This window comes from Agrobacterium deltaense RV3, from assembly GCF_900013505.1.
Taxonomy (GTDB): Bacteria; Pseudomonadota; Alphaproteobacteria; order Rhizobiales; family Rhizobiaceae; genus Agrobacterium; species Agrobacterium leguminum.
This window is the reverse complement of record NZ_LT009745.1, coordinates 2,287,785-2,302,688: the sequence shown is the minus strand read 5'-3', so window position 1 is coordinate 2,302,688 and position 14,904 is coordinate 2,287,785. Positions and strand designations below refer to the sequence as shown.

Sequence of the window (14,904 nt, the reverse complement as noted above, 5' to 3'; positions counted from 1 at the left end):
AAGGCCAGAGATAGATCGAGCGCTAGCCCCCTCATCCGATCCTTCGGGCCACCTTCTCCCCCTCGGGGAGAAGAAACAGGTGGCGACGTTTTGCCCCTTAAACACCCCCAAAAGAAACGCCGGGCACAGGGCCCGGCGTCTCAATCGTTATTCTGCAAGCTTCACTCCGCAGCGAGCGGCGGTAGCCGCAATATGTTGCTGCCCTTATCCGCGGCCTTGTCGCCGGTGCCCTTTTCCATGCTGGCGACGCGTGCCTCCAGCGAGGAGAGCGCCAGGCTGTTTTCGCGGGCGATCTCCGAGAGTTTCTCGTTGGAGAGGGCCTCTTCCTCCTCTTCCTTCTTGCCGACGAAGCGGCCGAAGAGGTGGGCGAGCAGGCGCGACAGGTCGTCCATGATGAGGAAGAAGGCCGGCACCACGATGAGGGACAGCACCGTCGAGACGATGATGCCGCCGATCACCGCAATCGCCATCGGCGCGCGGAACGAACCGCCTTCGCCGACGCCGAGCGCGGAGGGCAACATGCCCGCCGACATGGCGATGGAGGTCATGATGATCGGGCGGGCGCGCTTGCGGCCGGCCTCGACCATGGCATGCACCCGTTCCATGCCGTGGCGGCGCATTTCGATGGCGAAATCCACCAGCAGGATGGCGTTCTTCGTCACGATGCCCATCAGCATCAGGATGCCGATGAGAACGGGCATGGACAGCGCGTTCTGCGTGATGATGAGCGCGACCGCCACGCCGCCGATGGCAAGCGGCAGCGAGAACAGGATGGTGAAGGGCTGGATGACATCCTTGAACAGCAGGATGAGCACCACCAGCACCAGCATCAGACCGAGCAGCATGGCGTTGACGAAGCCCTGCTGCATTTCGCCCTGCACCTTGGCGTCGCCGCTTTCGGCGAGGCGCACGCTCGCCGGCAGGTCGGTTTCCGACACGATGCGCTTGAACTCGGCCGTCGATGTATCGAGCGCCGTGCCGAAGGGCACGTCGGAGCCGATGGAGACGACGCGGTTGCGGTCGTTGCGCTTGATCGAGCTTGGGCCTTCCGAATAGTCGATATCGGCAACGCTATAGAGCGGCACCAGCGACCCGGAGGCGGTCTTGATCTTCAGCGCGCGGATGGTGGCGAGATCGCGGCGGGTATCGAGCGAGGCCTGCACGCGGATCGGAATCTGCCGGTCATCCAGCGAAATCTTCGTCAGCTGCGCATCGATATCGCCGATGGTGGCGACACGCACGGTCTGCGAAATCTGCTGTGGCGTGATGCCGAGACGGGCGATTTCATCCTTGCGCGGGCGAATCTGCAGTTCGGGGCGGGGCAACGCACCTTCCGAGCTGACATTGGCAAGGATGGGCGAGGCGCGCAGGCGGCTTTCGAGAATACCGACGGCGTCGTTCAGGTCCTTCTCGTTCGTCGAGAGGAAGTTGAAGGAGAGCTCGCGTTCCGCACGGTCGTTCAGCTTGATGATGCGGACATCCGGGATGCCGCGCACCTGTGCGAAAATATCCCGTTCCACATCCCATTGCGGACGTGTGCGGCCCTTTTCCTCCACCTTCGGCAAGTATGGGCCGATGAGCGGGATGGAGCCGAGGCCCTTGTTGACCACCAGCTTGAGCAGCGAATGGTCGATGTGCTGGAGGATGACGTTGACGGTGGCGCGGCGAAGCTCCAGATCGCCCTTCGGCGAAGCGCCGCCGAGGATGAAGACGCTTTCGACGCCGTTGATGTCACGCAGGGCATGATAAATCTGCGTCGTCGTGCGGTCGGTTTCGTCGAGCGTCGCATTGGGCGGCAGTTCCACCGAAAGCGTCACGCGTGAGGCGTCGTCCGGCGGCAGGAAGCTGCCCGGAACGCCGGCAAGCAGAATGACGGAAGCGACGAGGAAGCCGATCGCGCCGAGCAGCGTCAGATAGCGCGCCCACCACTTGCGGGTGGTGGCGGTTACCATGCGCGTATAGGCCTTCATCAACCGGCTGTCATTGTCGTGGTGATCGTCCATCGCATCTTCGGCGCGCATCAGATAGGCCGCCATCAACGGTGTGATGAGGCGGGCCACGGCGAGCGAGAAGAACACCGAGAAGGCGACGGTGAGGCCGAACTGGATGAAGTACTGGCCAGGAATGCCGGGCATGAACGACACCGGCACGAAGACCGCGATGATGGTGAAGCTGGTGGCGATGACGGCGAGGCCGATTTCATCCGCCGCTTCCAGCGCCGCCCGATAGGGCGTCTTGCCCATCTTGATATGGCGGGCGATGTTCTCGATTTCCACGATGGCGTCGTCCACGAGAATACCCGTGGCGAGCGTGAGCGCCAGGAAGCTGACGAGATTGAGCGAGAAGCCCATGATATCCATGATCCAGAAGGTCGGGATCGCGGAAAGCGGCAGCGCCACGGCGGCAATCAGGGTCGCGCGCCAGTTGCGCAGGAAGAGCAGGACGACGATGACGGCGAGGATCGCGCCTTCGATCAGCGTGTCGAGCGCGGCCTTGTAGTTGCCATAGGTGAAATAAACGGCGTCATCGACCATTTCGATCGACACATCCGGATGATTCTTGCGCACTTCATCGAGGCTTGCCGCCACGGTTTCGGCGACCGAGACCTCGCTTGCGCCCTTGGAGCGGAACACCGCGAAGGTTACGGCGGGATTGCCGTTGAAGCGCGAGAAGGATTTCTGCTCCTCATAGGTGTCGGTGACCGTGCCGAGCTCGGAAAGCTTGACGAAACGACCGTTGGAAAGCGCAATCGTGGTATTGGCAAGCTGGCTCACATCGCGCGTGTCACCGAGCGTGCGGATGGTCTGTTCGTTGCCGCCGACCTGGCCTCGGCCCGAGCCGAGATCGACGTTCGTGCCGCGCAGCTGGCTGTTCACCTCGGTGGCGGTGATGCCATAGGCGTCGAGCTTTTCGGGGCTCAGCGACACGCGAACTTCGCGGTCGGCGCCGCCGTAACGGTCGACCTTGCCGATGCCTGACTGCCCCTGGAGCGAACGCTTGATCGTGTCATCCACGAACCAGGACAGTTCTTCCAGCGTCATGTTGGGCGAAGAGACGGCGAAGGTCTGGATCGCCTGTCCCTCGACGTCGATCTTGCTGACGACGGGCACTTCGATATCGGCGGGCAGATCGCTGCGGATCTTGTCGATGGCGTCCTTGGTGTCCTGAACCGCCTCTTCCGTCGGCTTTTCGATGCGGAAGACAACGGTTGTTGTCGACTGGCCGTCGACCACGGTGGACTGGATTTCGTCGACGCCGCTGATGGCGGCGACGGCGTCCTCGATCTCCTTCGTCACCTGCATTTCCAGCTCGGACGGCGAAGCGCCGCTCTGGGTGACCGTGACGGCCACGACGGGAACGTCGATATTCGGAAAACGGGTGATGGGCAGGGTGTTGAACGCCTGCATGCCGAGAATCATCAAAAGCGCGAAGCCGAGCAGCGGCGCAATCGGGTTACGGATTGACCATGCGGAAAAGTTCATCTCAATCCCTCAGTCAGTTGGACGCAGCCGTCTGGGCTTCCACCGGTCTTATCCGGTCACCATCGCGCACGAATGCTCCAGCTTTCTCGACAACCTTGTCTCCAGCGGCAAGACCGCTGACAATCTCGATAAAACCGCCGTCTTCGATGCCGGTCTCGATCTTCACCTGCTTGACGACGTCGCCTTCCACCTTGCGGGTGGTCGAGCCTTCACGCCCTGAGGTGACGGCCGACAGCGGCAAAGCGAGCGCATTCGTCTCCTCGACGATGATCGCCGCGCTGGCATACATGCCGGAACGCGCCGGGCTGTCGGTCGGCAGAACCACATGCACGGAGCCGAGGCGCGTCGTCGGGTCGACGGTGGGTGAAACGAGGCGCACCTTGCCTTCTATTTTCTCAGCTCCGCCGGCAACCGTCAAATAGGCTTTCTGGCCTGCCTTGACCTTCTGGATATCGGTCTCGGAGAGATCGGCGACGAGTTCTATCGCGCCGTCCTTGATGACGGTGAACAGCGGATTTCCCGCACCGCTGGCGATTGCGCCAACCTTGGCGTTCTTGGCGGATACGATGCCGGCGACCGGGGTTTTCACGCCGGTGCGCGTCAGCTTCAGATCGATGTCGTCGATCTGCGCGTCGACGACCTTGATGTCGGCCTCGCCGGCGGAAACGGCCTGTTTGGCCGCATCGAGGCGGGCCTGCGCCACCTGCGCGGCCGCTTCGGTCTTTTCCGTCTCGGAGACGGAGCCGGAGCCGCTCTGGCCGAGCTTTGCAGCGCGGTCGCGCTGGCGAAGGGCGTCATTGAGATTGGCCTGCGCTTCCAGCACCTGGGCTTTCGACTGGGTGACGGAGGCTTCGGCCTTGGCCTTGTTGGCCTCAAGCTGGCTCTTTTGCAGCACGAGGCTGTCGGAGGACAGCACGGCCAGAACCGCATTCGCTTCCACCCGGTCGCCGATATCGGCATTCAGCGTGTCGATCGACAGGCCGTCGACCAGCGGCTGGACGTAAATCTCGTCCACGGGGCGGATCGTGCCGGTGGCGATGATGCGGTCCACGAGATCGCGTTTTGCCGCATGGGCGACGATGATGGAAGGCAGGTTCTGCTGTTTGACCGGCGCCTGCGCCTCTCCCTCGGCGGCTGCGGAGAGGGGAAGCGCCGTTGCGGAAAGAAGAAGGAATACAAAGCGGTTAAACGTGACTTTATGCTGCATGTGTCTTGGCTCGCGCAATATCCGATCGCATGTCCTGCAGCCCCAGGGCTCAATTAGAAGGTCATGCGATAGCGAATGTGAAACAAGGGATCACAATACTTCCTTTTCGATCCTCCCGATTCAAACGCCCCTCAACGCGAATCTTAAGCACCTTTGCCCTGTGCTTATTTTACAAGATCAAATTTGGCAGTCTTGTGGGCGGGACTGTAATTCTTGTTGTCGTACAAATCAATCCGCATAGCCGCGATGGTTGATATACATTTTTGTATAGGTCGGGATATTGTAATTCGTCAAATGGGTTGCCAGCGAAATAGGCGCATTCCGGCAAAGCCTCCAAAAGAAGATCGACGCCAGATGGGAAATCGAGTTAAGCGATTCTCACCGACGTCATCTTCGGCCTTGTGCCGAGGATCTGCAACGTTGTGATTTTGTTGACGTGGTTAGATCCTTGGGACAAGCCCAAGGATGACGTCGAGAGAGTTGTCGCCCTGGTACCAATCATAAATCAGAACGCGCGGACCTCCCGCGCGCTCCATTATCTAGGCGTCACTTCGAATTATTTCAGCGCCGCATCGGTGATTTCGGTGGTGTAGGCGCCTGTCGGTTCCTTGGTAATGACCGGGTCGGAACCGCCGCCCAGCAGCGTCTTGACCGTGCGGTCATAGTCCGCCTTATCGAGCGCGCCCTTCGAACCGGCGGTCAGTTTTGCCACTTCGCCCATCATGCGCTTCTGGTGTTTTTCGGTCTGGGCGCCGGAGGCGTCGTTTTCGAGAACGATATCGGCGGCGTCGTCAGGGTTTTCTTCGGCCCATTTCCAGCCCTTCATGGAAGCGCGGACGAATTTGACCATGTCTTCCTTGAACTTGGCGTCCTTCAGCTTGTCTTCCAGAACGTAAAGCCCGTCTTCCAGCGTCGCCACGCCTTCCGCCTCGTATTTAAAGGTGACGAGTTCCGCCGGCTTGATGCCGGCATCGATGACCTGCCAATATTCATTATAGGTCATGGTGGAAATGCAGGCGGCCTGTTTCTGCAGCAGCGGATCGACATTGAAGCCCTGTTTGAGAACGGTCACGCCGTCGGCGCCGCCGGTTGTCGGGATTTTCAGGTGCGCCATCCAGGACAGGAACGGATATTCATTGCCGAAGAACCAGACGCCCAGCGTCTTGCCCTTGAAATCTTCCGGCTTGGTGATGCCGGTTTCTTTCAGGCAGGTCAGCATCATGCCTGACGATTTGAACGGCTGGGCGATATTGACCAGCGGCACGCCTTTTTCGCGGGTGGCGAGTGCGGATGGCATCCAGTCGACGATGACGTCCGCGCCGCCGCCGGCCAGAACCTGCGCGGGTGCAATGTCCGGGCCGCCGGGCTTGATGTCGACATCGAGGCCTTCGGCTTCGTAAAAACCCTTGTCCTTGGCGACGTAATATCCGGCGAACTGCGCCTGGGTCACCCATTTGAGTTGAAGGGTGATCTTGTCGGCGGCCTGCGCGCTGAATGCCGTCATCACTGACGCGCCGGCAAGAAGCATGGATGCAAGTTTCATTTTCATCGCTGTTCCCTTTTTCGTTATTACGTTCGTCCCCCACGGACGGACGGATGCCAGAAGGTGACGGCCCGCTCTGCGAGCGCCACGAGACCATAAAAGCCGGAGCCGGCGAGTGCTGCGACCGCGATTTCGGCCCAGACCATATCGACATTGCTGCGGCCCATTTCCGCCGAGATGCGGAAACCCATGCCGACGATGGGCGTGCCGAAGAATTCCGCGACGATGGCGCCGATCAGCGCCAGCGTGGAATTGATCTTCAACGCGTTGAAGATGAACGGCCAGGCGGCGGGCAGGCGCAGCTTCAGCAACGTCTGCCACCAGCCAGCGGCATAGGTGCGCATCAGGTCGCGTTCCATGTGGCTGGAAGCGGCAAGCCCCTGAACCGTGTTCACCAGCATGGGGAAGAAGGTCATGATGACAACGACGGCGACTTTCGACTGCCAGTCGAAGCCGAACCACATGACCATGATGGGTGCTACGCCGACGACCGGCAGAGCCGAGACGAAATTGCCGATGGGCAGCAGCCCGCGCTGGAGGAAAGGCGAGCGGTCGATGAGGATGGCGACGGCAAAGCCGAGGCCGCAGCCCAGCACATAGCCCGTCAGTACCGATTTGATGAAGGTCTGGCGGAAATCCGCCCAGAGGATCGGCAGGGAGCCGGCGAGCCGTACGAGGATGGCGCTTGGGGCGGGCAGCAGAATGCGCGGCACGGAAAAACCGCGCACCACGCCTTCCCACAACGCGAGGATGGCCAGCCCGAAGAGGAGCGGCACGGCGATGCGGCCGATGCGTTTTGCCGCTGGCGTGGAGACGTGGCGGCGCACCAGCCATTCGTTGAAGGCCCAGGCGGCAAGCCAGAACAGGATCGCGCCGAAAAACCAGCCGGGATGGGTCATGGCCGGGCTCCCATTCTCTTGAGGACGGCGGCATGGGCGATGCCGATGATGGATACCAGCAGCGCAGCCACACCGGCGGCCATGAACAGCGCCGCCCATATCTGCACCGTCTGGCCGTAATAGGAACCGGAAAGCAGGCGCGCGCCGAGCCCGGCAACGGCGCCTGTCGGCAATTCACCGACGATGGCGCCGACCAACGCGATGGCGACGGCGATCTTCAGCGAGGTGAAGAGATAGGGCAGCGCCGCGGGCCAGCGCAGCTTCCAGAATATCTGGCCGGGTGAGGCATTATAGGTGTGCATCAGGTCGAGCTGGATCGTCTCCGGGCTTCGGAGACCCTTCACCATGCCGACGACGATGGGAAAGAAGGAAAGATAGGTGGAGATCAGCGCCTTCGGCAGCAGCCCGGAAATGCCGATGGAATTCAACACGACGATAATCATCGGCGCGACGGCAAGGATGGGGATGGTCTGGCTGGCGATGATCCACGGCATGACGGAGCGGTCCATGGCGCGGTTATGCACGATGGCGACGGCAAGCAGGATGCCGAGTACCGCACCGATGGCGAAACCGAGCAGCGTGGCCGAGAGCGTAACGCCGGCGTGGTAAATGAGGCTGCGCTTGGAGGTGATGGCCTTGTTGACCGTGGTGTCCCACAGTTCTGCGGCAATCTGGTGCGGGGCGGGGAGAACCGGACGCTCCTGGGCGAAGGTTTGCGGCAGGAGCTCGAAGAAGCCCGGCGTTTGACCGGCGCGGGCGGCCTGATCGCGGGCGAAAGGCATGTTGAGGTAGATGACGGCGAGGTGCCAGAGGATGAGGATGGCGAGGAGGACGGTTAGGATGGGGAGGATGCGGTGGCGGAGGAGGGTCATGGGTTTTCGCTCCGCCGCTTTTGCCGCGGGTGGGGCTTAGCGGTGCCTTGTGGGTGTGGCTTGCCCCCCTCTGTCCTGCCGGACATCTCCCCCTCAAGGGGGGAGATCGACTCGTGGTGAGGTCTCGCACGTCTTAACGTTTGCGAATGAAGCGGTGGTCGCGCCTCTTGCCGATCTCCCCCCTTGAGGGGGAGATGCCCGGCAGGGCAGAGGGGGGTAATGCTGGCGCTGACCTCACCCCTCATAGCTATGCCCCGCCTTCAACCCCTCACGCACCCGATGTGCGATCGCCAGAAACTCCGGCGTCTCGCGAATCTCGAGCGGCCTTTCACGCGGCAAAGTGGATTCGATTACATCCGTCACCCGGCCCGGCCGCGGCGACATCACAACGATCTTGGTCGAAAGATAGACCGCTTCGGGAATGGAATGGGTGACGAAGCAAATGGTCTTGCCGGTCGTATCCCAGAGTTTCAGAAGCTGTTCGTTGAGGTGATCGCGCACGATCTCATCCAGTGCGCCGAAGGGCTCGTCCATCAACAGCAGGTCGGCATCGAAGGCGAGAGCGCGGGCAATGGAGGCGCGCTGCTGCATGCCGCCGGAAAGCTGCCAGGGATATTTCTTGCCGAAACCGTTGAGGTTGACGAGATCGAGCGTGCGCTCGATGCGCTCGCGCTGCTCAGCTTTGGTATAGCCCATGATTTCGAGCGGCAGCGCAATGTTCTTTTCGATGCTGCGCCACGGATAAAGGGCGGCGGCCTGAAAAACGTAACCATAAGAGCGGTCCCGGCGGGCGTTTTCCGGCGTCGTGCCGTTGACGGTGATGTCGCCGGATGTGTGTTTTTCAAGATCGGCGATGACCCGCAGAAAGGTGGTCTTGCCGCAGCCGGAAGGGCCGATGAAGGAGACGAAATCGCCCTTGCCGACCTCCAGGTCGACATTGGAAAGTGCGTGCACCGGGCCATCGCCCGTTTCGAAAGTGAGGCCGAGATTTCTGGCGGAAACGACGGAATAGGGGGAGGCCTGGTTCATCTGGGCTTGGTTTCGCTTTCCGTCAGGGCCGCGCGCGCCAGCGGCAGCATTTGGGTTTCCGTAAGCCTTGCGATCGTTATGCCGGTGTGGCGGTCGAGATCGAGCCAGCGCACTTCCTCTATTTCCGCCTGCGGGGCGACATCGGCATGAAGCCTCGCGATGAATGTATGGGCGACGACGTCCGCCCCCGTCTCATTGGCGGCCTCCTCGCGAAAGACGCCTTCATAACGGGCGGCATTTTCGGGCAGCGTCAGGCCGATTTCCTCGGCAAGTTCGCGGTGAAGCGCCTGTTCCGGCGTTTCGCCTGGATCGATCTTGCCGCCCGGCTGCATGAATTGCGTGGTGCCGCGCTTGCGCACGACCAGCATCTGCCGCCGCTCATTGAGGAGAACGGCTGCGGCGATGACGATTTCGCGTTTCGGCCCGGCGCTCACGGTCATACACCCGATGCCGGAATGCCGCTGCGCTCCACCTTGCGCGGCGCGACGAGTTCCTTCCAGGTGGAAAGCGCCCGGCTGACGGCTGGATAAGCATCGCGGGCGATGAACTGGCCGTGACCCGGCTGCGTTTCGATGGTGGCCTCCTCGATGCTGACGAGACCGCGCGACAGGGTGTAGCGCGGCAGGCCTTTGACCTTCTGCCCTTCGAACACGTTGTAATCGATGGCCGATTGCTGGCTCGCCGCGCGGATGGTCTTTTCCAGCGCCGGATCCCAGACGACGATATCGGCATCGCTGCCGACGAGGATCGCGCCCTTTCTGGGGTAGATGTTCAGAATCTTGGCGATGTTGGTGGAGGTGACGGCGACGAATTCGTTCATCGTCAGGCGGCCGGTCGCCACGCCATGGGTCCAGAGCAGCGGCATGCGATCTTCCAGCCCGCCGGTGCCGTTCGGAATCCTTCGGAAATCGCCAAGACCAAAGCGTTTCTGTTCGGTGGTGAAGGCGCAATGGTCGGTCGCCACGCATTGCAGCGAGCCGGAGGCGAGGCCCGCCCAGAGGCTGTCCTGATGCTGCCGGTTGCGGAAGGGCGGCGACATCACCCGACGCGCGGCGTGATCCCAGTCGGGATTAGCATATTCGCTTTCATCGAGGATCAGGTGCTGGATCAGCGGTTCGCCATAGACCCGCATGCCGTTTTGCCGGGCGCGGCGGATGGCTTCATGGGCCTGCTCGCAGGAGGTATGGACGACATAAAGCGGCGCACCGGCCATATCGGCGATGATGATGGCGCGGTTGGTGGCCTCGCCTTCCACCGAGGGCGGGCGGGAGTAAGCATGCGCCTCCGGTCCGACATTGCCTTCCGCCATCAGTTTTTCCTGCATCTGCGCGACGATATCGCCGTTTTCCGCATGCACGAAGGGAATGGCGCCCAGTTCGGCGCAGCGCGAGAAGGAGGCGAACATCTCGTCGTCATTCACCATCAAAGCGCCCTTATAGGCCATGAAGTGCTTGAAGGAGTTGATGCCTTTTTCCCGCACCACCGTCTTCATCTCATCGAAGACCTGCTCGCCCCACCAGGTGACGGCCATGTGGAAGCAATAATCGCAATTGGCGCGCGTCGCCTTGTTGTCCCATCTTTGCAGGGCATCGAGCAGCGACTGGCCGGGCTCCGGCAGGCAGAAATCCACCACCATGGTCGTGCCGCCGGCAAGCGCCGCGCGCGTGCCGCTCTTGAAATCATCGGCGGAATAGGTGCCCATGAAGGGCATTTCCAGATGCACATGCGGATCGATGCCGCCGGGCATGACGTAACATCCGGTGGCATCGAGTACCGTGCCGCCGGTCAGATCAGGCCCGATCTCGGTGATCCTGCCGCCTTCGATCTTCACATCGGCCTTATAGGTGAGGTCGGCGGTAACGATGGTGCCGTTTTTGATGATGGTGGCGGTCATTCCGCGATCTCCGCAGTCTCCAGCACTGCATGCAGCAGCACATCGCAGCCGGCGGCTGCCCATTCCGGCGAAATTTCTTCGGCCTCGTTGTGGGAAAGCCCGTCTACGCAAGGGCAGAAGATCATGGTGGAGGGGGCGACCCTTGCCGTCCAGCAGGCATCGTGGCCGGCGCCGGAGATGATATCCATGTGGCTGTAGCCGAGTTTTTCGGCGGCGGAGCGCACGCGGCCGACCAGAACGGGGTCGAAGGTGACGGGATCGAAATGGCCGATGGCCTCGATCGAGCAGCCGACGCCGAGTTCTTCGGCGATCTGCGGCACCTCGCGCTCGAAGATGGCGCGCATGCTGTCGAGTTTCGCCTGTGAGGGGGTTCTGAGGTCGATGGTGAAGACCACCTTGCCGGGCAGCACATTGCGGGAATTGGGCGTGAAGATCATCTGGCCAACGCCGGCGACGGCGCCGGGCTGGTGAGCCATGGCCACCTCCTGCACCTTTTCGAGAATGCGGGCGGCGGCAAGACCGGCATTGACGCGCATGGCCATAGGCGTGGAGCCGGTGTGGGCTTCCTTGCCGGTCAGCGTCACTTCCAGCCACCACAGGCCCTGGCAATGGGTGACAACGCCGATCTGTTTGCTTTCCGCCTCCAGGATCGGACCCTGTTCGATGTGATATTCGAAATAGGCGTGCATTTTGCGCGCGCCCACCTCTTCCTCGCCCAGCCAGCCGATGCGTTTCAGCTCTTCGCCATAGGTCTTGCCGTCGGTATCGGTGCGGCCATAGGCATAATCGAGATCGTGAATGCCGGCGAAGACGCCGGAGGCCAGCATGGCCGGGGCAAAGCGCGCGCCTTCCTCGTTTGACCAGTTGGTGACGGTGATCGGGTGTCTGGTTTTGATGTTCAAGTCATTCAGGCTGCGCACCACCTCCAGCCCGGCCAGCACGCCGAGCACGCCATCGAACTTGCCGCCGGTCGGCTGGGTGTCGAGGTGGCTGCCGATATAAACGGGAAGCGCATCCGGATCCTCGCCGGGGCGGGTGGCGAACATGGTGCCCATGCGGTCGACGCCCATCGTCAGGCCCGCCGCTTCGCACCAGCGCTGAAAGAGGCGGCGGCCTTCCGCATCCTCATCCGTCAGCGTGCGGCGATTATTGCCGCCGGCAATGCCGGGGCCAATCTTCGCCATATCCATCAGACTGTCCCACAGACGGTCGCCATTGACCGTCAAGTTCTTACCCGCCGCCATAAAGTGTCGTCCTCACCTGTTTTGTTTTTATCGAAGCAAAGCTTGTGCCGTTCCCTTTTTTGCCGGTTAAGATAACAGCCATTGCCTTGTGATGGCGATGGGGGATAAATTGACCGGCTGGTAAACATTGCAAATTCGCGGTGGCGTCAGCAAGGGATTTCGTGACGAATCGCAGTAATTTTGCCTAAACTGTACGCGGAGATTATTTTTTAAGCATACTGTAACGGCAATTGCATGGAAAAGAAACAGAGAGCTGAGAATGGCCATACCGCGCGCAGCGAAAACACAGAAGCGGACCCGCATTCAGGAAGAAAAGCAGGAAGCGATTCTTGAAGCCGCGCTCAGTGTTTTTTCCACAAACGGGTTTCGCGGTTCCACCATCGATCAGATTGCCGAGGCGGCCGGCATGTCGAAACCGAACGTGCTTTATTATTTCCGCACCAAAGAGGCGATGCATCGCGCGCTGATCGAGCGGGTGCTGGACACATGGCTCGACCCGCTGCGCGCTTTCGATGCCGAGGGCAATCCTGAAAGCGAGATTCGCTCCTATATTCGTCGCAAGCTGGAAATGTCGCGCGATTTCCCGCGTGAAAGCCGCCTGTTCGCCAATGAAATCCTACAGGGCGCGCCGCATATCGAGGATGAGCTGAAGGGGCCGCTGAAACAACTGGTGGATGAAAAGGCCGAGGTGATCCGCGCCTGGGTGAAGGCCGGACGGATGGCCAAATGCGATCCTTATCACCTCATTTTTTCCATCTGGTCTACCACCCAGCATTATGCGGATTTCGATGTGCAGGTGCGGGCGGTGCTGGGCGAGAAGAATGGCGGCGAGGGCCGTTTCGAGGATGCGGCCCGGCATTTGGAGCAGCTTTTCATGGGCGGATTGCGGATAAACGGCTGAAGGGAACCGTTCTCGCGCCTAGAGTGTTTTCGCGTTCTTCGAATCGCGAAAACACTCTAACTCTTTGTTTTGGCGCATTTCCGGACGGAAAACCGGGTCCACTTTTCCTGGAAATGCTCTAAGCAATCGATTCTTTATGCCGAAACATGAGGAAAATTATCACCTTTATACTTTACTCCAAAACTCATCTTTATTATGGTGACGGCATCCCGAACGTCCGGGGCATTGAAAAATCAACCGGCAGGTGAGGGAATGGCACGCAAGGAAAAGAAGAAGGCCGAACGTGGCGGCAAGCAGGGCAAGGGCGTTCCCCAAACCGAGCGGGACGTGGCCGAACAGCAGCTTTCCGGTCCCAAAAGCTTTCTTTATGTCGGCGGCCGTGACTGTCAGGTTGCTCATCTTCGCCAGATCGCCAGCAATTTCGGCGCGGAGCTCATTCATCACGATGGCGGCCTGCGTGAAGCCGTCTCGCGCATCGATACCGTGCTTCCCTCCGTCGACTGCGTTTTCTGCCCGATCGACTGTATCAGCCACGATGCGTGTCTGCGGGTGAAGTCCGGTTGCAAGAAATTCGGCAAGACGTTCATTCCGCTGCGCAACGGCAGCAAATCCAGTCTGGAGCGGGCGCTGCAGACCATGAATGAACGGACCTCCAGCGATGAGCGACGAGCGCAATAATTTTAAGGGTGAAGAGCCGGCGGCGGAAGCCTGCCGTGTGGAACTGCACAAGATGGCCGAGCAGGCTGCCGATCCGGCCCTGACCGACATCTATGAAATCATCGGTGAACGCGAAAGGCGCAACCGCCTTGCCAGAAGCGGCGGCAATGTTGTGACTTTTCCCTATCTGCGCACCCGCCAGCCCGGTGAAACGCCGTCCTTCGAGATCGGCGCGGCGGCCGAAGAGGGCCGCAATATCCTCTCGTTTCGCTGGACGCGGCGTAAGGGCTAAAGCCTAACCCTTCGGCTTCAGAAATGCTCCCGCGCACAGCACCAGCCATCCGCCGATCATGCCGAGGCCGCCCGTGGGTGCGGCGTAGGGAAACAGGCTGTGGCCGGAAAAATGCCGGGTAACGAGATCGCCGACAAAGACCGCAGTACCGAAGCCGAGGATCAGGCCTGCCGGAATGGCGGTTCTGATGCGATCCCCGCCGATATGAAGCGCCACCAGCAACGGCGCATGCGCCAGCGCCATGGCCGACGCATTGCCGAGCATATAGGTTTCGCCGGTATGCGTGGCGGCGGCGGCAAGCATGACGCCCGCAGCACCCAGGAGGCCGCCCAGCAACAGAATCAAGGCCCGCAATCTTTCGCGCGGCAGGCTTGCGATGGTCGCGCTCTGCGTGGTCATTGGCTGTCCGCCTCCTGGTTCTGCATGTGAAAGGCCAGCCGCTCCACCGGCGTCCAGATGATCTCGCGCAGCTTCGGATTTTCGATGGTCTCGTCCATGGCGCGGCGGAAGCAGAGCAGCCATTCATCCCGCTCTGCCGGGCCGATGGGGGCGACGAAATGGCGGCGGCGCAGCATCGGGTGGCCATGTTTCTCGACATAGACGGGCGGTCCGCCAAGATATCCCGTCAGATAATCGTAAAACTTCGCCTCGCTGCCGGAAAGATCGGCGGGATGGATGACGCGGCAGCGCGCCGCTTCCGGCAGGGTATCCATCAATTCGTAAAAGCGCCGGGTCAGCGCCCTTACGGTCGCATCGCCACCTATCGCTTCATAAAGGGTAATGGTCTCGCCGCTCATCGTCCGCCTCTTGTGGCCCTTCGGTCCTTATCGCTCCATGGAGCCGGAAGAGCAACAGGGCACGGGCGGGGTGCGACATTTGCGACA

General features: G+C 61.1%; 13 protein-coding genes and 1 pseudogene. 3 read left to right on the top strand and 11 right to left on the bottom strand.

Annotated elements, in window-relative coordinates:
- Positions 1–161: 161 nt before the first annotated feature.
- The 9 genes from AGR7B_RS11625 to AGR7B_RS11580 form a co-directional block, all read right to left on the bottom strand.
- Complete coding sequence (locus AGR7B_RS11625) at positions 162–3,482, bottom strand: efflux RND transporter permease subunit (protein WP_065655114.1); 3,321 nt, start codon at positions 3,480–3,482, stop codon at positions 162–164.
- 13 nt (positions 3,483–3,495) lie between these two features.
- A complete protein-coding gene (locus AGR7B_RS11620) occupies positions 3,496–4,689 on the bottom strand; it encodes an efflux RND transporter periplasmic adaptor subunit (protein ID WP_003520590.1) in 1,194 nt (397 codons plus the stop codon).
- Between the two features lie 556 nt (positions 4,690–5,245).
- Positions 5,246–6,238, bottom strand: a complete 993-nt coding sequence (locus tag AGR7B_RS11610) for an ABC transporter substrate-binding protein (protein WP_080856701.1) — start codon at positions 6,236–6,238, stop codon at positions 5,246–5,248.
- A gap of 20 nt (positions 6,239–6,258) precedes the next feature.
- A complete protein-coding gene (locus tag AGR7B_RS11605) occupies positions 6,259–7,131 on the bottom strand; it encodes an ABC transporter permease (protein WP_080856700.1) in 873 nt (290 codons plus the stop codon).
- Positions 7,128–8,003 carry an ABC transporter permease gene (locus tag AGR7B_RS11600; RefSeq protein WP_080856699.1) on the bottom strand — a complete coding sequence of 292 codons (876 nt, stop codon included), beginning with the start codon at positions 8,001–8,003 and terminating at the stop codon, positions 7,128–7,130. Before AGR7B_RS11600 ends, AGR7B_RS11605 begins: the two co-directional genes overlap by 4 nt.
- Positions 8,004–8,237: 234 nt before the next feature.
- A complete protein-coding gene (locus AGR7B_RS11595) occupies positions 8,238–9,032 on the bottom strand; it encodes an ABC transporter ATP-binding protein (RefSeq protein WP_080856698.1) in 795 nt (264 codons plus the stop codon).
- Positions 9,029–9,472 carry an NUDIX hydrolase gene (locus tag AGR7B_RS11590; protein WP_162934113.1) on the bottom strand — a complete coding sequence of 148 codons (444 nt, stop codon included), beginning with the start codon at positions 9,470–9,472 and terminating at the stop codon, positions 9,029–9,031. The genes AGR7B_RS11595 and AGR7B_RS11590 overlap by 4 nt, the downstream gene beginning before the upstream one ends.
- Positions 9,469–10,926, bottom strand: a complete 1,458-nt coding sequence (gene hydA / locus AGR7B_RS11585) for a dihydropyrimidinase (RefSeq protein WP_080856697.1) — start codon at positions 10,924–10,926, stop codon at positions 9,469–9,471. Before hydA ends, AGR7B_RS11590 begins: the two co-directional genes overlap by 4 nt.
- Entirely contained in the window at positions 10,923–12,170 is a 1,248-nt protein-coding gene (locus AGR7B_RS11580) for a Zn-dependent hydrolase (protein WP_121490415.1), read from the bottom strand. Before AGR7B_RS11580 ends, hydA begins: the two co-directional genes overlap by 4 nt.
- Positions 12,171–12,429: 259 nt before the next feature.
- Between AGR7B_RS11580 and rutR the strand changes: the two genes are divergently transcribed.
- The 3 genes and pseudogenes from rutR (at position 12,430) to AGR7B_RS11565 (ending at position 14,020) form a co-directional block, all read left to right on the top strand.
- Positions 12,430–13,071, top strand: a complete 642-nt coding sequence (gene rutR, locus AGR7B_RS11575; RefSeq protein WP_003520582.1) for an HTH-type transcriptional regulator RutR — start codon at positions 12,430–12,432, stop codon at positions 13,069–13,071.
- A 354-nt stretch (positions 13,072–13,425) separates the two neighbouring features.
- Positions 13,426–13,749 (top strand): annotated as a pseudogene (locus AGR7B_RS11570) (DUF2325 domain-containing protein); the annotation flags it as partial.
- Positions 13,730–14,020 carry a hypothetical protein gene (locus AGR7B_RS11565; RefSeq protein ID WP_020813661.1) on the top strand — a complete coding sequence of 97 codons (291 nt, stop codon included), beginning with the start codon at positions 13,730–13,732 and terminating at the stop codon, positions 14,018–14,020. The pseudogene AGR7B_RS11570 and the gene AGR7B_RS11565, both read left to right, overlap by 20 nt.
- A gap of 3 nt (positions 14,021–14,023) precedes the next feature.
- On the opposite strand, the gene AGR7B_RS11560 is transcribed toward AGR7B_RS11565, so the two are convergent.
- Both AGR7B_RS11560 and AGR7B_RS11555 read right to left on the bottom strand, forming a co-directional pair.
- Entirely contained in the window at positions 14,024–14,419 is a 396-nt protein-coding gene (locus AGR7B_RS11560) for a DUF423 domain-containing protein (RefSeq protein WP_065655105.1), read from the bottom strand.
- A complete protein-coding gene (locus AGR7B_RS11555; protein ID WP_065655104.1) occupies positions 14,416–14,817 on the bottom strand; it encodes a globin domain-containing protein in 402 nt (133 codons plus the stop codon). Before AGR7B_RS11555 ends, AGR7B_RS11560 begins: the two co-directional genes overlap by 4 nt.
- Positions 14,818–14,904: the final 87 nt, after the last annotated feature.